The 21,074-nt window shown below is 36.0% G+C and carries 13 protein-coding genes; 2 read left to right on the top strand and 11 right to left on the bottom strand.

Annotated elements, in window-relative coordinates; translation table 11 throughout:
* Positions 1 to 55 precede the first annotated feature (55 nt).
* From GOQ16_RS02865 to GOQ16_RS02825, 9 genes are all read right to left on the bottom strand, one after another.
* Positions 56 to 1,051, bottom strand: a complete 996-nt coding sequence (locus GOQ16_RS02865; protein WP_204987409.1) for a glycoside hydrolase family 5 protein — start codon at positions 1,049 to 1,051, stop codon at positions 56 to 58.
* Between the two features lie 19 nt (positions 1,052 to 1,070).
* Positions 1,071 to 2,429 (bottom strand): glycosyl hydrolase, encoded by a 1,359-nt coding sequence (locus tag GOQ16_RS02860; protein ID WP_160067713.1) that lies wholly within the window; start codon positions 2,427 to 2,429, stop codon positions 1,071 to 1,073.
* Between the two features lie 76 nt (positions 2,430 to 2,505).
* Entirely contained in the window at positions 2,506 to 4,605 is a 2,100-nt protein-coding gene (locus tag GOQ16_RS02855; RefSeq protein WP_160067711.1) for a glycan-binding surface protein, read from the bottom strand.
* A gap of 24 nt (positions 4,606 to 4,629) precedes the next feature.
* Positions 4,630 to 5,871 carry a glycan-binding surface protein gene (locus GOQ16_RS02850; RefSeq protein WP_160067709.1) on the bottom strand — a complete coding sequence of 414 codons (1,242 nt, stop codon included), beginning with the start codon at positions 5,869 to 5,871 and terminating at the stop codon, positions 4,630 to 4,632.
* Positions 5,872 to 5,888: 17 nt separating this feature from the next.
* A complete protein-coding gene (locus GOQ16_RS02845) occupies positions 5,889 to 7,574 on the bottom strand; it encodes a RagB/SusD family nutrient uptake outer membrane protein (RefSeq protein ID WP_204987408.1) in 1,686 nt (561 codons plus the stop codon).
* An 18-nt stretch (positions 7,575 to 7,592) separates the two neighbouring features.
* Positions 7,593 to 10,820, bottom strand: a complete 3,228-nt coding sequence (locus GOQ16_RS02840; RefSeq protein ID WP_160067705.1) for a SusC/RagA family TonB-linked outer membrane protein — start codon at positions 10,818 to 10,820, stop codon at positions 7,593 to 7,595.
* 365 nt (positions 10,821 to 11,185) lie between these two features.
* The gene (locus GOQ16_RS02835; protein WP_160067703.1) at positions 11,186 to 12,067 is read right to left on the bottom strand and encodes an AraC family transcriptional regulator; all 882 of its coding nucleotides are present in this window, start codon (positions 12,065 to 12,067) and stop codon (positions 11,186 to 11,188) included.
* A gap of 39 nt (positions 12,068 to 12,106) precedes the next feature.
* The gene (locus GOQ16_RS02830) at positions 12,107 to 12,328 is read right to left on the bottom strand and encodes a (4Fe-4S)-binding protein (RefSeq protein WP_149915108.1); all 222 of its coding nucleotides are present in this window, start codon (positions 12,326 to 12,328) and stop codon (positions 12,107 to 12,109) included.
* A gap of 102 nt (positions 12,329 to 12,430) precedes the next feature.
* Positions 12,431 to 16,462, bottom strand: a complete 4,032-nt coding sequence (locus GOQ16_RS02825; RefSeq protein ID WP_160067701.1) for a glycoside hydrolase family 2 TIM barrel-domain containing protein — start codon at positions 16,460 to 16,462, stop codon at positions 12,431 to 12,433.
* A 321-nt stretch (positions 16,463 to 16,783) separates the two neighbouring features.
* Between GOQ16_RS02825 and GOQ16_RS02820 the strand changes: the two genes are divergently transcribed.
* A complete protein-coding gene (locus GOQ16_RS02820) occupies positions 16,784 to 17,374 on the top strand; it encodes an RNA polymerase sigma factor (protein ID WP_262713886.1) in 591 nt (196 codons plus the stop codon).
* A 1-nt stretch (position 17,375) separates the two neighbouring features.
* Complete coding sequence (locus GOQ16_RS02815; RefSeq protein ID WP_160067699.1) at positions 17,376 to 18,476, top strand: S1C family serine protease; 1,101 nt, start codon at positions 17,376 to 17,378, stop codon at positions 18,474 to 18,476.
* A 358-nt stretch (positions 18,477 to 18,834) separates the two neighbouring features.
* Here GOQ16_RS02815 and GOQ16_RS02810 read toward each other — a convergent pair whose 3' ends face one another.
* Both GOQ16_RS02810 and GOQ16_RS02805 read right to left on the bottom strand, forming a co-directional pair.
* Positions 18,835 to 19,470 carry a peroxiredoxin gene (locus GOQ16_RS02810; protein ID WP_149915110.1) on the bottom strand — a complete coding sequence of 212 codons (636 nt, stop codon included), beginning with the start codon at positions 19,468 to 19,470 and terminating at the stop codon, positions 18,835 to 18,837.
* A gap of 88 nt (positions 19,471 to 19,558) precedes the next feature.
* The gene (locus GOQ16_RS02805) at positions 19,559 to 21,073 is read right to left on the bottom strand and encodes a PH domain-containing protein (protein WP_160067697.1); all 1,515 of its coding nucleotides are present in this window, start codon (positions 21,071 to 21,073) and stop codon (positions 19,559 to 19,561) included.
* Between the last annotated feature and the right edge of the window lies 1 nt (position 21,074).

Here is a 21,074-nt window from a genome sequence, read left to right as displayed (position 1 = left end):
TACCAAAGCTTGATCGTATGTAAATACAATTACCTAATTTTTGAAATAAAAACAATTATTTGATACTTCTTAAGGTTTCTCTAATAAGTTTACCCCACGGTTTTAAATCGCTTTCAATCCATTTACTCGTTGGAGAGCTTGTATTAGTAATCATAGAGCAGGTTTCATTTTTATCGGCCAATGACCATCCAACCCAGCTTATACTATTTTTATTCATCCATGATTGCCATACATTCCATTCCTCCATATCTAACGGACCATCACCAGTAGCTTCCATTCCGGCGCATTCAGAAACGAAAATTGGGATTTGCTTATTTAGCGCATAATCTGCTCTATCGCGTAAAAACTGTTTATGTGTAGCCGCATAAAAATGCACCGTATACATGATGTTTGTGTGTCCCATAATAGGATTATCGGCTACAATATGAATATCTTGGCACCAGTGTGGGCTTCCAACCAATATAATTGCTGACCGATCAATACCTCGAATAGCATTGATTACTTTTTCTGAGTAAGCTTTGACATCTTCCCAACTGTCCTTCTCGGGCTCATTGTATATTTCATAGAGCAGATTTGGTATTCCTTTATATTTTGTAGCTACTATTTTAAAAAAATCAATAGCTTCATCCGTATAAATATGATGACTATGCCAATCCACAATTACATACATACCATTTTGTATCGCGGCATCAATAACCGTATACAATTTCTCATATGCAAATGCTGGATTTTTTAAAAATGCCCCATCAGGTTCTACACCGATTGCTGCGCGAACCAAGTTGCAATTCCAATCTTTACTAAGCCAAGAAATAGTTTCTGAATTATAAAATCTAGGCCACCAGTTGTGCCAACCCAAGCTCACTCCGCGCAACATGATTGGATCTCCTTGTTGGTTTACGAGTTGAATTCCTTTAACTGATAAATGTCCATTTTTATCTACGAAGTTTTTAGCAAGTGCAACTGCCTGGTCATCATCCAAATCTTTAGCACAAGATATCTGTGCAAATAATATAATGGACAACATTAAGGTAATAAATCGAATAATTTTCATAATTAGGATGGGTATTATATTATTTTAAATTTGGCATTTGGTCTCGTGTCAATACATATTCATTACTCCATAGTCTGTTCCAATAATCAATGTTTGCATGCATATGTGATTTTTCGTTAAAACTATTGGATAGAGCATCCGCAGTTCGATCATAATCATACCAAGGCATTATCCATGACCATGTAGATCCACTCTCCCATTGTGGTGTGAAATCTGAGAGCGTACCAAACTCACTTAATGCTATAATTTTATTCGGATATTTTGCGTTGATATAATTATAAATTGTTGACACTGAAGAAGACGTTGGTTTATTGTATAAATCACATCCAATAATATCTACATAAGCATTACCAGGATACCAATCCTCGTCATTTGTCTCTGATGTCCAAACCCAAATAAGATTATTTAATTCTCTAGATTTAAAATAATTAAACATCATTATCCATAATTTCTTATAAGAACTTGCATCTTTTGCTCCCCACCAAAACCATTTACCTGCCGCTTCGTGTAAAGGTCTCCAGAGCACTGGGATATTTTTATCTTTTAACAATAGCAATACATTTGCTGCCTTTTCTAAATCTGCCGTAACTATTTTGTGCTCATATGTACCTACAATCACTGCTTTGGAAATATCGAATTGTGTATCCTTTGTATAAAAATGATGATTTGAACTACCTTCATTTGCAGGCACATTCCAATGCCACATCAAAGTCACTAAGCCATTGGCATTCCACCAGTCTTCGATTACTTTGGTATCATTGTAATTTATCCATGAAGCTGGAGAAGCGTACAAATGAATAAGGTCAAAACCATTCAACGCTGGATATTTACCTGTATGTTTATATACCCATTCTGCTTCATTCGTATTCCAACTAACATTTGCCATAGTGCCAGAGATAGATTTTTTACCGAAATTTTCTCTTAGAAAACCATATACATTCTTTGCTTGCGCAGATGCATTGGTTGTAACTAAATCGGTTTGAATATATTGTTGTGGTTCGGAAATCGTATTAAAAGTAATAGTCATAGCCTCTGCAAATATTCCTGTTGGCCCCTTGATAGCAGAACTCAAAATTTGCAATACATATGTGGTAGAATGCATCAATTGCACATTTATTTTTAGTTCTTTGAATGCAGCATCTACATCAGTTAACTTCATTCCATTTAATAAAACCGCATCTTTATCAGCTAGGATAATATTCTGATCGAAGTTCAATTTTATAGTCTGTAATCCATACGTAACATCTTGCGCACCATTAACAATGGAAGAAGAGACCAATAATGGAATAATGCCATTTTCTCTGACTGGCTCGGAATTGGCACATCCAGATAATGAAAACTGACTTAAATAAATTAAAAGAATGAGAATAAATCGCATACGCTAAAATTATTACCCTATTGTGCTATTCTAAAAATGTGGAGTGAATCAGATCTTCATCACTCCACAAAAAATATTATTTTATCTTCTCAAAACGAATATTATCAATACACATGTTTACAAAACCTGCATCTCCAGCTGTAGCTAATCCAAAGTCATTCGTAATGTTTTGTACATTCGGTAACCGATTCGTACCGGTACCCTCACCATCTCTGAATTCTGTCAAAGGAATCGTAACGGTATACCAACCTCCTTTGTTTTCAAACCCAGGAATTATAGCCCAAAAATCACCATCTGATCCATTTAATCTAAATTTGAATCGTTGGGTAGTATTACCTAATACATTTACATCCATTTTGATTGCCCATTCTGAAACTGTAACACCTGCTACTTTCATATCATTTTGACTATTTCGCCAAAAGAAATCCGCCCAGCCACTTGGTAAATTCTGGTTGATTCGGAAATAGCTTCCACTCATAGAAAGGCTCGATTGGTTTTCTATACTACCATAACTTCCCCACCACGAGTTTTTACCATCAAAATCAAAAAATACATAGGAAGGATCTACTACTGGATCAGTACCTGATATTACAAATGAAGGTGATGTTACTTCTGTACCATCAAAAGTCACCAATTTCAATGTTACATTTCCTTTAGCAGCATTGGCTGGTACATATACGTGTATTAAAGTTTCGCTTCGTGAACCATATTGAGTAGCTTTTACATTATTTTGAAAGTAAACGCTTTCTACTAAATGTAACTTCGTTCCTTCAATTCGGAGCATTTCACCCGGCTTCACAGGACTTGTTATTCTTGTAATCACTGGAATATTAGGCGAAGTAACGATCAAACTCGAAGCCGATGTTACCTCTGCACCATTCGAAGTAATTAATTTTATAACTCCAGATTCTGCAGCAACAGGTACATTTATGCGAATAGTAGTTGGTGAGTTTGCGACAATATTTGCCACAGTTTGATTTCCTCCAAATATTACACTACGAACTAGATCCAGATTCGTTCCTGTAATGGTAATAGTCGCACCTGCCATTAACGTGGTAGGGCTAAAAGAACTTAAAGTAGGCAATACCATATTCACAATAGTAGTTGCCGTCTTACCCGAATTCGTATTCAGTACTACAGCTCCCGATTTCGCATCCATCGGTACAGTAACAGTAATAGATGTAGCAGACTGTAAAGTAATCATACCTTCTTTATCCCCTTCAAAAATAATAGTAGTAACTAAATCTAAGTTTGAACCGTCAATTTTCAAGCTCGATCCGTTTTTAACTGGATTAGATGAAATTTGTGAAATAGTTGGTCCTATTAATTTCAATTCAGCGGATTCCACTTCGATGCCAGAAAAAGTAACTAACTTGACTAAACCCTCTTTCACCATTTCGGGAACTTTCACCTTTATCTCAGTATTTGCTGGATTTACGGTAAATGCACTAACCTTCAAGTCTTCATGAAAAATAATACTTTCGACCAATTGAAAGTTCGTGCCTTTAATAGTTAATTCTTGCTCAGGTTTTATTGGGTTTGGAGCTATTGAAATTAAAGTAGGAAGTGTTACATTCAATTCTGCTTCCGAAAAAACTACAATTGGAATTTCCATTCCATTAGAAACACTTATTTTACCACTTTTAGCTTCCTTAGGTACGACAACTTCGATTTTGGCACGTGTACGACTCTTGAAATCCGCTGCACTTACAACCGCATCTTGTGTGAAAATCACTTCATTTATAAGATTCAAATAATCTCCTTCAATGACCAAAACATCTCCTGCTTTTACGGTAGTCGGGCTAATTTTACTAATACTGATGGGTTCTGAAAAGGTCAAAGGTGTCTTCGTACTTATTTCGCCATCAGCATGTTTTAAAGATATAAGACCTGGCTGAGCATTTTGAGGTATTTGAATACGTATTTCTTCTTTACCTAAGCGCTGAATTTCTGTAATTTCTAAACCTCCTGTAAGCACTACAGCAGTAACTTTATCTAAATTATTTCCAATAAATCGTATTTCTCCTCCTCTAAGTACTGGCGATGGTCCAAAAACCTCCAATTGGACGGTATCAACATTTACTTCATCCTTTTCGCAGGCAATAAACAGTAGCGTAAATAGTGTAAGCAAAGCTAAAATGCTGTTTGAAAGACCGTATTTTATAGTATGTAACATAATCTTATTTATTTAATAAAATCCCTATTGTGGAACTACACGGACATTGTCTATTAATATTACTGGGTCACAGGCTGTACCAACATACGGTAAACCTCTATTACCTAAGTATATATTGAGATTATTGTATGCTTCTGGTAGATCACTCAATGCTGTGGCAGCACCATTATATTTAAATTCTGAAATGGGTATTGACACAGTTACCCATCCACTCGTCTGATACTCGCCTGTATTTCTCCAAGGCATCCAAATACCTCTTGGCTTTGCGTCTTCATAAAGAGGACCATTTGTCGTGCCTGCTCCCGCAAATATCAGAGATAGTCCGACAGCACTCCATTTGACTGGAACATTTGCCTCAAACTTCAATACTGATGCAGCAGGATCTGAAGTGAATAAATTATCAGTATGTCCATTTTCATTGCCCCAATAATGACTTAATGCTTCAGCTTCACTACCCACCGTCCATTCACCTGGATCACTAAATGAGCCTGAAAGTTTTAAATATTTCCCAGACAAAGAATAAGTCGGATCTTCCTCCAATCTTCCTGCCCTCCCCCAACTATTAACTATAGGAAAATCTGCATCATAATTTGTAATCATGCCCCGCGTATCTCTGAAATGAAATGTTGATCGTGTTGATCCATACCTTGATTCTACAGCTACTGAACCTTCAGTAGCCCCAGCAGGAACTACAACTTTTATTTCATTTGGCGTATGCGATACAATTTGTGTTGCTTTAATATTCGGTGTAAAGATGACCGTAGGATTATCTGATCCAGCCACTGGTAGAAAATAATTTCCACGTATTGTCGCCACATCTCCAGCTTTGACATATTCGCATTCCATTTCTACTACAGCGGGAGCTGGTACCAAAATATTAAATCCAAAGCCGATTGTATCTGTTTTCGACTTATTGATGAAATATATTTTATCTGTGACCGCTTCGGGAATCTGTTGGGGCACAGAAACTATAATTACATTATCTGTAACGAAACTGGTGTTCAGAATGCCTTTTTGATCATTAAACCATATTTCGGACACGGATGTAAGGTTCTCCCCAACGATAGCAATACTATTACCTAAAAAGGCACTCGTCAATAATGAATCACTAACGTTTACATCGGGCAATCGAACATAACGAATTGTTGGGCTCCCATCTGTTAGTTGGAATTTCTGATCTTCCTTTTTACAGGATTCAATTGTGATCAAACTAAATAGACCTAGTATACAAATCAGCCCATTTAATATGTTATATTTTGTTCTCATTTATTCTAAGTTTTAGATTAATACTTGATTGAACTAAAATCAAATTTTACAGGCTCTTTCAATAAATTTGGATTCATCGCTAAATCTGTATCAGGAAATGGTAATGTAAAGTGCGCATCCGTGATATTGGGAATAGGAGCACTATTATCATACATTGTAGTCGAAGGATTTAACACTCCAGTTTTATAAAAATCGTCTAAGCCCATGTAAGAACCTCTCTTTTGAGCTTTTAATTCGGTGATAGCGGCTTGCGGTGCGTAATAATGCCAACGCACATAATCGTACCAACGATCACCCTCACAGGCTAACTCTAATCTTCTTTCGATCCATATATCTCTCCACGTATAACTCGTGCGTGCTGCAGAAAAACCAGCTCTAGCTCTCACTTGATTATAACATTGCAAACCTTTGGCATTTGTCGTGGAACTTGAATTTCCCAATACCGCTTCTGCATATATCAAATAGACATCAGCAAGACGCAATAAATGCGTACTCAAACTTGTTGCCATATTTGCCATACCAGTTCCTATACCAACGATATGGTCATTATTATTACCAACAAGATGTTTTACACTATTGGCTCCCACCGGTGATCTAAACTCACCTGTTGTATTAATAGCAAAATCCGAATAATCAAATCCGCCCTTATCAGACCAGAAATACTCGTACTTATCCGAAAACATCATCATGGATGCCTTTCGACGGCGATCCGTATTGGTTCGTGTCAGTGAAAGTGCGTTCTCACCAAATGCCTCTTGCAAGTCAACTGATGGACCACCCCAGTCTCCCCAAGTATCTCCAAATTCAGAAAAACCTGTCAATGCTAAATCCGATTGTAAAGTATTCTGCGAAGTCCAATTATTTGAAACTGTCCAATGCCACGCCAACAAACTTTCTGAGGAAAAATTCCCCTTTAATCTGAAAATATCCGAATACACAGGAACTAAAGTGCGACCACTCTCTTCTATTACTTTCAAAGCATATTCTGCTGCCCTATCCAAATCCTCTTGATTACGTGTGCCACTTTGGCCATATCCTGCTTTCGTTAAATACACTTTCGATAGTAAGCCATACGCTGAATATCTGTCAATTCGACCTTCACGATTTTTTGTAGGCAACCATTCGATGGCCTGTTCCAAAGTCATAATGATATAATGGTATAAATCATCTACAGGAGCTTTATAAAAATTATTATAATTACCAGAAGAAATCTCTTCTGAATTTTTGTGAATAATCGGTACTGCACCAAATGTGCGAACTAAATAAAAGTATGTCATCGCTTTCCAAACCAAAGCTTCTCCTTTTACTGTTTTCTTTGCAAAATCTGTAACATTAGGACCAGATTTCATGTCAATATTTTCTATAATACCATTACAATAGGCATTAACAGACCATAAGGAAGCGGACATATTTACCAAATCCTGATCGGTGGAATTAATAGTAAAAGTCATATATGGAGAATTTCCCCAATAGTAATTACCCGAAAGCACTTCACCGACTTTGAAAAATCCACGCTGAAAGTCATACCACGGTGAACTATATATAGGATTCACGGATTGATAACATTGCTCATCCGTTTGATAGAAAATATCGATTGTATAGCTATCAATAGTTGGTCGTTCCAAGAAATCGCCACATGACGTTACTACCATAGAAAACCAGGTGATGAATAAAATTTTCGAAGTGTATATTAATTTTTTCATGAGTTTCATAACTGGTTTTTAAAATGACAAATTAATACCTGCTGAATAAACACGTGGCGAAGGATAGCGTCCATTATCCAATCCATACACATTGGCACTTGCTGTACTAACGCCGATTTCTGGATCGTATCCTGTATAGTTTGTGAAGGTGTGCAAATTTTGAATATTCACATACAGACGTACTTGATCAAAGCGCCATCTTTGACTTATTTCATTAGGAAGTGTACAGCCCAAAGCTATATTCTTAATACGCAGATAAGATCCATCTTCTATGTATCGATCGCTGATACGATCATTATCATTAGGATCATTAAATATAGCTCTTGGAATATCTGTGTCAGGATTCTTAACGCGAACATTGGTGATGTCTTCAAACCAATTGTTCACCACAACACCATTCACAGATGCAGGATAAGTTTTAGTTGGATTCACAGGCTCTAGTAGTGCTCGATCATTCACAACACTCATTTGATTATTCCATGCTGTCAACATATTTGAGAAGTTTATCGAAGCATAATTCATAACTTTATTGCCATACGAACCATTCAAAAATATATTCAAATCAAAATTTTTATAGTTGAATGTATTATTGAAACCAAAAGTAAATGTTGGCATTGGCGAACCGATATTTGTTCGGTCATAGGTATTTATAATTCCATCAGGAACACCATCTGGACCGCTCAAATCGGCATATTTTAAATCTCCCACCCAAGTGGTATTAGATCTATTGAAGACTCCATTTGTAGGATATTTTTCTGCTTTTGGAGAATTTTGAAGATCTTCCAAATCCTTATATACACCAATTACTTTATAACCATAAAAATTATATAGCGGCTCACCAACTTTTGTTACTGTGACTACATCACTCCATTGGCCATAGCCTTCAATATGTGCCGATGCTGTTCCATCAAGGGCGGTTAACTTATTTTTGTTGAAACTAATTTGAAAATCAGAGCTCCAAGAGAATTCTCCTTTTAGATTTTTAGTATTCAATGAAATTTCTAATCCTCTGTTATTTATGGAGCCGTAATTTCCCATCGGAGATGCCAATGCAGAAGAAGCATTACCACGCGTTCCCATATATGAAGGCAACTGAAGTGACATCAACATATCATTTGAAGTCTTATCGTAAGCATCGGCAACTAGATTAACTCTTCCATTCCAAAATGAAAGATCTAAACCGAAGTTCCACTGTTCCTGAGTTTCCCATTGAATAAACGGATTCGCAATATTTGACTGGCGATATCCAGGACCTAAGCCAGTCGGCATAGTGGAAATACTTGATCCCCACAGATAGGATCCAATATTCGAATTACCAGTTTGCCCCCAACCAAATCTAAACTTACCATCACTTAGTATAGAAGTGTCCGATTTAAAAATCTCTTCATTAGTAAATCGCCACGATGCCGCAAAAGAATGAAAATCTGCCCATCTATTCTTCGGTCCAAAATTAGAAGAACCGTCACGTCTATACGTGTACGTCGCCATATACCGGTCATCATAGTTGTACATAAAGCGTCCAAAGAATGAGGACATTGCAGCGCTACCAAATCCAGAATTAATCTGCGGGTCAATACCAAGTCGCGGATTCTTAATATCGTTAGACGGTAGATTCGTTGCACTTATACGCATGTGTTCATAGGTCGATTCCCAGGCTTCTTGTCCAATCATAGCATTCAAATTATGTGCTTTACCAAAAGATTTGGTGTAAGTCAAATAATTTTTTAATTGCCAAAATTTGTTATTGTTACGTTGCCAAGCACTCGAATTAATGGTTCTTTTCCAATTACCCAATTGTAAGGTTGGCTCAAATAATTCAGCTCTAGAACCTCCAATATCAAACCCCAATTCTGTATGAAGAACCAAATCTTTAAGAATATTCAAATCAGCGAAAATACTACCATTAAGCTTTGTTCGTGCTAATAAAATATCATCACTCAATGCCTTGGCAATGGGATTTAGTGTAGTATAACCCTCACGAACTACACTCGCGTAATTGCCATCAATATCATAAATTGGAATATCTGGAGGAGTCAGCAATGAAAATTTCACGATACCCTCATCACTATCTACAAGATTCAATCGTTCATCCGTAGAAGAATACATCACATTTGTTCCTAATTTGAACCATGACTTCAATTGTGCATCCAGATTTGAACGAAAAGCGTATCTATTGAATTTAGTACCAATTACAGTTCCTTCTTGATCCATAAACGATCCTGAAACATAATATTTAACAGATTCAGTACCTCCTTGCCCAGAAAGTTGGTGCTGTTGCATCAATCCCTTTTGGAATATCGCCTCTTGCCAATTGGTACCTTCACCCAAAAGTGATGGATCCAAAAATTCTGGTCTATTATCTCTAGAATTTACCTCTCCTGCGATATCATTACTGAATTGCGCGAATTCACGAAGATTCATCATATTAAGACGGCCAATTTGATTTTGTAAAGCTGACATGCCTTCATAACTAAATTTAGCTTGTCCAGCACGACCTCTTTTGGTTGTAATCAAAACCACACCATTCGCTCCCTGAGCTCCATAAATTGCCGTTGCGGATGCATCCTTCAGGATTTCCATCGACAAAATATCCGATGGGTTGATCGTCGATAATGGTGACACTGTCGAAACATTTCCATTTCCTAATGCATCCCCCAAACCAAAATCATGACCACTACTGCCACCTCCTTGGATAATTACACCATCAATTACATACAATGGTTCGGCCTTTGAATTAATAGTTGCTTGCCCACGAACACGAACCGAGACAGATGCACCAGGTGCACCAGAAGTGGATACTGTAGCGACTCCAGCCGCGCGACCTTGCAATGCTTGATCCAAATTTGTGATGACAGATCCTTTTAGCTTCTCTTCATTGAGTGTAACAGATGATCCAGATACATCACTTTTTTTCATTGTACCGTATCCGATAGCAACCACCTCTTCTAGGGTATTTTCAGATGAAACTAATTCTACATTTAGGACCGTGTTTGTTACTAATATTTCTTTTGAAAGCATGCCTACATATGAAAACACGAGTGTGCTTCCACGGGTTGTGCTTAAGGAATATTGCCCATTTTGATTGGTAAAGACACTGACATCAGTACCTTTTACTTTTATGGAAACCCCAGCTAATTGCTCGCCACTATCCATTTGGGTAACTTTTCCTGTTACCTGCAAAGTTTGTGCATGCGAAATAATTGGGACAACCAAAAAAATCAGTAATAAATAATAAAATTTATTCATAGATAAATGTTTAAATTGGCTGTAAACGACTTTGGAGAGTCGTCCACTATTTTATAATTTAGTTATAGATGTTTTTCTATATTCGGTAGAATATCACTTCATACATTTCTCCATAGCAACAGATTAGCAAAAAAATATTTTACTCATACTGATGTAAATTGGATTATATGTTTTAAGCGATAGACTTTGTTTATATTTGGTTATAGCTGCATCAATAGCTTAATTCAAATTTACAAGTTATGTAAGGTTAACCTATAATACTTTTTTATCTATTAATCACACATTTCCAACTAAAATATTGGATTAAGCATACAAATGACACGCTTAATAAAATATTTTTTTATCACCACATCTTAATTAAATTCCTATAAATAGATTTTAGAATCTCTGAATTTATTTCTGAAAACAGTTGGAGTAATTCCCTTTTTCTTCAGGAAAATACGGTTGAAATTAGATAAATTATTGAACCCGTTATCCAATGCTATTTCAGAAATACTATGCGTAGTATCGACTAACATCCGACTGGCATGCCCCAACCGAATATCATTTAATGTATCAATAAAAGTGCGACCTGAGCGCTGCTTGAGAAACCTGCTTACTGACACTTCGGTCATCCCCACCAAATTAGCTACCTTCTTTAATGAAATATCTTTATTATAATTATTTCGCAAGTATTGGATTATTTTATTAATTCTACGACTATCATAATCCTGCATTTTATCATGGAAAGAACGGCTCGAAAGACTTCTGTAATCGGCAGAATTAGATAACTTATATAATATTTCGAAAAGCTTCATTACTGCATAAAATCCTTCCCTTTCCTTTGTCAAATCATATAAAAGTGATTTTAATCCAATAACAGTTTCTTTAGCAAAAGTGACCCCATTATTTGCTTTCTCAAATAATCTTTTTATGGATACGAATTGATTTTTGGAAAGAATTTGATTATTCAAAAGATCAGGATGAAATTGAATAGTGATTTCCCTTATGAGGTCGGATTGACAATGATGCATAAACCAACCGTGCTCCAGGTCCTCGTTAGCAATAAAAGAAAGCTCTATGTCATCAATTTCTTCTATGCTGTCACCAACAATACGCTGAGCGCCTTTCGCATTTTCAATAAAATTAAGTTCATACTCAGCGTGAACATGTAAAGGAAAATCAAAGGAAGATTTCTCTCGAAAAAAGACCATAAAACAATCTTTCTCCGACAGAGGAGTTGTTTCTCTTAAGATAGATACAGACATAAATTCATAGATTGGTTAGTTAAATCTGTGAATAAATTATCATTTATTCAGCTCGTAACTCAAAGCACCTGATGGACATTTAATTATTTGCTCAATTAAAGGCTTTGTATCCGTATTCTCAGGACTACACCATGGTCTTTCTTTAGGTTTATATACTTGAGGAAGCATTCGTACGCATACTCCCGCATGAATGCATAATTCTGGCTTCCACAATACTGTGATTTCACCATTTGGATGTGGGTATTTAATAATCTTTTCCATGATATTTCGATAGCATGTTTAAGTTAATAAATTTTAAGCATAAACAAAAAAGAGCAAAAACATTGCTGTCTCTGCTCTATATTTAAAAAGTGAAAATTGTTACTAATCTGCTATAATTCCGAATTCTGCGCCTGATGCAAAGTCAGCACCATTTTGCGAACTCAATGCTGTGAATCTTAAATAGCGACCTTTTACAGCCTCCTTAAGTCTTATTGTTTTCACACTTGAATCACGCGTAAAACTTCCTTCTGTAATAGTTTCTGACCAAGTCTTACCGTTCAAACTAATTTGGATTTTATAATCCTTAATGCGTCCATTCGGGCCATCTTGACGTGGCAAATACGTAAATCCTTTGATTTGCTTTACTTCACTCATATCAAAATCCACCCAATGCGGATATTGTGCCACGGTAACCGAGTACATCGTATGCCAAATGCTATTTGGATTACCATCTACTAAGAATTTTGCACCTTCGCCAGTTTCTTCACTCGAAGCAAATACGACACTCAAAGGCACAGTCTCAATTTTTGGAAATACTACCGAAGTTTTGATTTTTGAGTTTGCTTCATACCAAGCTGATACCTCTCCACCTTCTCTCAATCGGAATGAAGAACTATACAATTGTGGTTTTGATTTACCTACTTGATATAAAATTTTAGCGTCTTTATTATCGCTTGCAATGGTCACCTCACCTACTTTATTACGTGTAACAGTCAACGGCATTTCACCTGCTACAGCGACATTAGCTTGCGCTGTGAAATTTGCATTGCGAACTGGACGAATAATAAAACCAATCGATGTAGTAGTCGCTTTGACACGATCTTGCTCCAAAGGAGGACCTTGACCACAGCTATTTCCACCCAACCCTGTCACCGCAGCGTCTAAGTGCAAATGAGTACCCGAACTTTTAGGCAATTCGTGTGGATGTGGTGCTAATGTAACTTCCAATTCAGACCAAGGCAATGCTGAAGTAGCTAACTGATCTTTCGCTACGAAAATAACGCCATTACCACTCGCATTTGTTAATGAAGCCCATCGCACTTCTTCGTTATTGCTCATGTTCTGTGGATTAGCCCAATTCACAAACTGACCATTAACTGTGCTTTTGTGCAATTCTATATTTTGTGCTGTTTTGCGGTCGGCATAATTGTTAATTGGTCCTCGACCATAATAATTGTAATTGCTTAGATTCTCGGGCAATTGCAAGCCATAGCCCAATCGCGCTAATATAAAACTTTCATCATTAGATGAAACAATTGATTCTAATTCTATAGAACCATCTGCATAAATCGTCCAAATCTGATTGGTTGTGAATTTAAAATCAGAATCACCAAAAGGTCTATCTGTGTGCTCAATAATTTTGTAGGTACCAGATGTACCACCTTGAATAGTTGCAGCATTAGGCGCTTGCGATTCCACTACGAATGATAATACCAATGCACCATCTGCTCTTTGGAAAACAGAATTGGAAAGTGCTTTGTGCTTTAAATTATGTAAACCTTTTGCGACCCATTGTTGGTAAGCCCAATTGTCATTGTCCACTGGTGCACGATAAGCGTCCAATTTTGGACCTTCATCTGCGCGGATAATCGTATTCTCATTGTACGACAAACTGTGTATAGTTCCTTTTTGAAGATCAAAAACAGCTTTGAATCCCTCTCCTTCTACGACTTTTAAATTCGCGTTATCCGAAATGTTAAAAGCACTTCCTTTTGCTACAGCAGAAATTAAAGGTTTGTTAGTTGCATTTTTTACTAACAATTGTTCTTCCATTTGAACATATCCTTTGGTTGCCCAAAATTTATCTTCTTTATGTACAAATTGAATTTTAACAAAATATTCAGATTGCTCTTTCAATTTATCAAAAGACAAAGGAATACGGACAATTTGCTTTTGACGAGCTCCAATTACATTTTTCGGTCCTATAAAAGCAGAACTTCTTTCGATTTCTACACCATCTTCGAATAATGCCCATTGGATATCAAAATCTTCCAACGAGACAAAATAGTTTTTATTAAAAATCTCAATTTCGCCCTTTGTAATGTCTAAAGCTTTTACGCCGACATTTTGGTATACCTTTCTAACTTCCCAATATTGTGGCTTTTCGGTACGATCCGCGAAGATTAATCCATTGTTCACAAAAGTGCCATCATTTGGTTTGTCACCAAAATCACCACCATACGCAAAGAATTTCTCACCAGTTTTCTTATCGTAATAATACATCGATTGATCCATCCAATCCCACAATGCACCGCCCATAAAAAAGTTTGTGGATTCGATAGCTTCCCAATAATCAATTAAATTACCAGCAGCATTACCCATCGAGTGTGCATATTCAGAAATATGGAATGGATATTTGAGATTAAATTTTCCCGTTACTGCGCCACGCACCCAGTTAATAGAAGGATATTGATTTGAACCCATATCTACAATCGCATTATTGCGCTCGTATTGTACAGGACGTGAAATGTCTATTTTTTTAATCGCATTGTATGCTTCCACGAAATTTTGACCTGGTCCAGCTTCATTTCCTAATGACCAAATAACCACAGAAGGGCGATTAATGGTAGCATGTACCATTTCCACGTTACGTGCGACATGTGCATTTTTCCACTCTGGTGGATGCGACAATGAAGCTTCACCATAATAATATTCGTGACTCTCAATATTCGCTTCATCCTCTAAATAAATTCCATATTTATCACACAAGTAATACCAATACGGATCGTCTGGGTAGTGCGCATTTCTGACGTGATTTATGTTCGCACGTTTCATCAATTTGATCTCATCTTCCATCTGGGCACGAGAAATCACTTTCCCTGTTTCTGGATTTGTCTCATGACGATTCACTCCTTTCAACTTCACCGTTTTGCCGTTGATGTAATAATAACGCCCCGCTAATCCAAATTCATCGTCTTCCGCTTTGGTATCTTTTATTTCTACTTTACGGAATCCCACATGTGTGGACACCGTTTCAATAACTTTTCCTTTTCTGTCTTTTAGTTCTGCAACTAGAGTATAACGGTAGGGTTTCTCGGCTGACCACAAACGTACATTAGAAACTTTCAGATGTTTGGTCGTGAAAGCAATAGTTTGTGGACCCATTTTAGCTGATTCTCCTGCCTCATCAACGACAGTGGCTATCAAATTTTCAACCTGATCAGAGTATAACGTATTTTCATACAACTTGTATGTCAGCGTGAAGCCTTTATGAAGCTTTTTATTTGCATTTTTTACATCAGCTGAAATCTCCAATACGCCATCTTTATAGTCATTCACAACATCCGGAATAGCTATTAAATCACGTACATGAACTTTCGGCTTCGAAGTCAATGAAACCGTACGGAATATACCTGGAAGTCTAAACATATCTTGAGCTTCGATAAACGAAGCATCAGAATTACGATAAACTTCAACAGATACCATGTTATAACCTGTTTCATTCAAATAAGGAGTGACATTAAAAGAAGCTAAGTTTCTGGAGTTTTTAGAAAAACCAACGTATTTACCATTTATCCACAAATAGAAAAACGAATCTACCCCATCAAAATTAATGTACACTTCTCTGCCTTTCCATTCCTTAGGCACATCAAACGATCTTTTGTACGACCCTACTTCATTACGATAGGTATATGTTGTCCAATCTTGACGTGGTTCGCGCATTACACCACCTTTCCAATCACCAACTTTGACACTGTGTTGAAAAATTACCTGTTGATTGACATAAATAGGAACACCATATTTTAAGGAACCATCTTTCTGAACACCTAGAATATTCCAACTCATAGGCACAGGAACATCATCCCATTGCGCTACATCAAATGAATTTTCATAGAAATTTTTAGGTCGTTCATCTGGATGTTTTACCCAATTGAATTTCCAAGTGCCATTTAAACTTTGGTAATAAGGACTATTTTCTGGTAATACCTTTAACGCTTGCTCCGTATTCCCAAAGGAAAAGAAATACGATTTAGGCAATTCCTTGTTCAACGACAATTGTTGAGGTGACTGCCATTCATTGCCAGAGGGTGCATCTTTCACACCAAAAGCGAAACCATTTAGATTTCGTGTAACCGGCATGATTGTTCCAACTCGATCCTGTGCATGCGAATGCGACAAGATAAAAGTTAGCATTAGATAAAGAGAAATAATTGATTTGCAATTCATTGTTTAAGAAGTATAAAACAAAAATATCATATCCTAGAGCAAATACAACAGGCAAAGTAAACACACACGTTTGCGGAATTTTCAATTCTAATGAATATTTGTTGCACACTTATCAAATTTCACTCAAATAAAAGATATTGTATAACAATTGTTTAAAACAATATCCTAGTAATTTCATTAAGTTTATTGGGTTTTCATTAAAAATTCCACTACGTTTGGGTGAGATTTTTTTCATATCTTAAATTTAATTTTCAAAGGGTTACTATTTGGATTTTAGGGTATTAATAAGTGAGTAAGATTAAGAACATATTACCAGCAGACGTTTCAGACGCTGATATCATCAACGGCATCGCTCAGGGAGATAATAGGTCTATCCACAAGATATACAAATCATTCTACCCGTCGATTGCACACATGATTATCAATAATAATGGAAGCGATGAAGAAGCGAAAGACATCTTTCAAGAGGCGGTGATGGTATTGTACGATAAGATTACTCAACAAAAATTTGAGTTGAGTAGTAAGCTCAGTACTTTTTTGTATGCTGTTTCGCGCAGATTGTGGTTAAAGCAGTTGTCGCGAAAAGGACACAGCACTAATACGGCTGATATATCGGATTTTGAAGATATATTACATGTCGAAGAAGATTTGCAACAACATCAAGAGATTGAAAACAAATTTGATCAAATGAACGAAGCAATGACTCAATTAGGCGAACCGTGTCAGACGCTGTTGAAAGATTTTTATATCAAAAACTTATCCATGCAGGATATAACTGAAAAGTTTGGATATACCAATAGCGACAACGCAAAGACACAAAAGTATAAATGCTTACAACGTCTCAAAAAGATATTTTTTACGATCAAAATCAAAGAGTAATATGCAAATGCAGCGGCATAATTTCATAGAATGGGCAGACCAATATTTGAGAGGTGAACTTGAACCAATAGATGTTCAGGCTTTCGAAAATTTTTGCCAGTCTAACCCTGAATATGCGCAAATTTTCGAAGAACACAAGAATTTCTTAGCTACTTTCCAAGAAAACGAACACAGAAATCTTTTTAAAGCTGCGCTCCTAGAAGAGTCCGTACAAGTTTTGTCTTTTGAGAAAGAGAAAGACTTCGGCACAAAAGTTATTTCATTCTGGAGTAAATTACAGATTAATACCGGTGTCGCGGCGGCTGTAGCATTTATTTCTGTATTTAGTACATTATGGTTGACAGGCTATTTCACGGATGTGAAAAAAGCAACTTCGGACTATAGTGCTTTGCGTCGAGAAATGAATTCTGTAAAACGTAATGTGACTGCACAAAACAAAGTCATTCAAAACATAAACAAAAACGACAATACACAAAAAGAAACTCCTACGCATTTCGGTGCCACAGGATTCTTATTGACTAAAGATGGTTATGTGGTAACAAATTATCACGTCGTTAATGGTGCGGATTCTATTCAGTTGCAAAATCAAAAAGGTAAAGCTTTCCGTGCTGAAATCATCCATACGGATGCAGAAAAAGATCTTGCGATATTACGTATTGTAGATTCTACGTTCAAAAATGTTAAAACTGTGCCTTACACATTCAAAAGACAATTGGCTGATGTCGGCGAGGATATTTATACAATAGGTTTCCCACGTGATGAGGCGGTTTATGGTCAAGGTTATTTAAGTTCAAATACGGGGTATTCGGGTGATACGATTGCTTATCAAATATCAATTCCTGTAAACCCAGGTAATAGTGGTGGCCCTGTTTTGGATGCACAAGGTAATATCGTAGGTATTATTTCGGGTAAACAAAAAGGTATTGACGGTGCTGCTTTCGCTATTAAATCAAAAGAATTGATTGAAACGCTTAACAAAATCCCAAGCGATTCTTTGAAAGGTAATATCGTGCTGAACAACAAAAATTCACTAAATAAATTAAGCCGTACCGAACAGATTAAAAAGTTACAAGACTTTATTTATATTGTAAAAGTTTATTAAAAATTAGTCTAAAATCATCATATAGTTTAAGGACACAGCAATGTGTCCTTTTTTGTTACAAAATTTATTTGTTTGGATATTAGATATTTAATATCTTAGAATTAACATGAAAACTTTTTGGATATATTTATTCATATTCTTATCTCTACTAATAGCAACGCAATCTTTCCTGTATTTCTCAAGTAATGAGCACTACACATTGGATTATAAACAGCTGGCAGTACATCTGTTGATTATCATCATCTCTGCGATACTGGTGTCCTTTATATTGAGAAAACGAAGAAATTCATACAATGAAAAAGCCAACTAAAGATAGTTGGCTTTCTAGTTATACATGTTGTTTGTGCTAGTCGTGAGATTAGAGGTTTGGTTGTGGTGTCACACGTAGATAAGGCTTAATTTCCTTAAAACCTTTCGGAAACTTAGCTGGGATATCTTCCGTTTTAATCGCAGGAACTACAATTACGTCTTCACCGTGGGACCAATCTGCTGGTGTAGCTACCGAATATTCTGCTGTCAATTGCAAAGAATCAATTACTCGTAGAATTTCATTGAAATTACGTCCTGTGGATGCTGGATAAGTTAATGTCAATTTCACTTTACGATCTGGACCAATCACAAATACAGAACGAACAGTCGCTGTAGCGGACGCATTGGGATGAATCATATCATACAATTCTGCAACTTTACGATCTTTATCAGCAATAATTGGGAAATCTACTGTAGTATTTTGTGTTTCATTAATGTCTTTCACCCACTCCAAATGTTCTTCTACTGGATCGACACTCAACGCTAAGACCTTAACATTGCGTTTTTCAAACTCTGATTTCAACTGTGCAGTACGACCCAATTCTGTTGTACAAACGGGAGTGAAATCCGAAGGATGTGAATATAATACTACCCAACTTCCTGCTGTATAATCGTAAAAATCTATATCTCCAATAGTCGTTTGCGCTGTAAAATTTGGCGCGTCATCTCCTAATCTTAAACTCATATTTTTGTTGTTTTAAATTAAAATAATCTATTAACCCTACAAATATAGTAGACTTTATTATCTATTCCAATTTTTATCTGCTATAAATTTATTTTTCTATTTTATATAACACATAATTGGCGATTTGGTTTACTTCTTCATCAGGAAAAAATCGAAAATTCACTCCCTTAGCTGCGGTAGAAATATTCAAATTCGCTGTAGAGGATTGTTGTTGAAAAATTGTCTGTGATACACCTACCCCCTGCACGCGCGCCATCGGAATAATTATTTCCTTTTCATTCCAAACTCCATAACGTTTTACTATAAAATTATCATTATAAATCAGTCTATAATTTTTATAAAAAAGATAATTATAAATTGTAGTTGCTAACAGAAGAATTAAAAAGGCAGGATAAATTAACATCGTATCAAATTCTATATAGTAAAGAGCAATACCTAACAGCCCGAAAAACAACAAGATTTTGATAAATAAATTAATCAACAATCCTATTCGTGGTTTTAATTCTGTTGTGTTTTCAAATATCGGATCTGGAAACGCAAGTTCATAAACCTTATCACGATCAGCTAAAATAATTCCAGGCATAACAATGCTACTTTTGTCTTCCTTAGCAGCATTCGTAACCAATTGCTTTAAGGACAAAATTCCTATTCCAAAATACTTTAAGATATGGTTCTGTTTAAACGTAAGAAATTGAATTTTCTCACGGTTAAAAATGGTATTTACTTTATTAAACAAACCGTATTGCATACTGAAATTTCCAGTAATATTTTTTACAATACTAAAGTTGTAATATTTGATATAATAACGAACTAAATTGATAATGAATGGAATAGTCATTAGTCCAATCAATACAATAATCACGAGCGTGAATATTGAAGCTAAAGCCAGTTCTTTTACAGCGGCGGTGTCAATATCTTCATCCGAAAGTTCAAATGTTTCAATTGCATCTTTAAAGTTTTGGAACATGGTCACCAAGAATGCGAAAAAAAGTGCTAATCCCTGACGATAATTACTAAACAAGCTAACTAGCAATATATTTTTCGCTGGCAGCGATAAGACTGTTTTATCAGAACTGATTGTAGGCGCTAAAATATCTGTTTCTTTTGTGGATACTTTTTGCTGCTCTCCATGAATTTTCGACAGTAAAAGTTTTTTTAATTCTGTTGCATGAAAACCATCCAAAGCATATAAGTCAACTTCTACTTTATCACTTCCCGCAGTATCCAGTGTGAGTCCGTATAATGATAAAGCCTTTTGGACTATATTTTGGGTAATATTAACTTGTAGAATATTGGCAAACTTGATGACAACTTTGGATTTATTAAATAAACCTTTTTGAACCACAAATTCTTCCGCTTCCTCATCCACATAATATTTAAAGGTTCTGAAATTGATCAATGCGATTATAGCTACCAACAGCAATAATCCCAAAATTATGATCCATACATATTTAGAGAATATGATATCACGATGCTTATAAACCATATAAGCAATAAAAAAGAATAATTGCTTAATGATTTTTACAAAAGTCTTTAGGATATTGATTAGATAACCTAAAGAATTAAGCCACTGTGGCAATCCAAATAAATGCGCTTCTTGCATA

This window comes from Sphingobacterium bovisgrunnientis (genome assembly GCF_009829085.1).
Lineage (GTDB): Bacteria > Bacteroidota > Bacteroidia > Sphingobacteriales > Sphingobacteriaceae > Sphingobacterium > Sphingobacterium bovisgrunnientis.
Note: the sequence above shows the minus strand (reverse complement) of the source record. Positions and strands in the feature narration are given on the sequence as shown.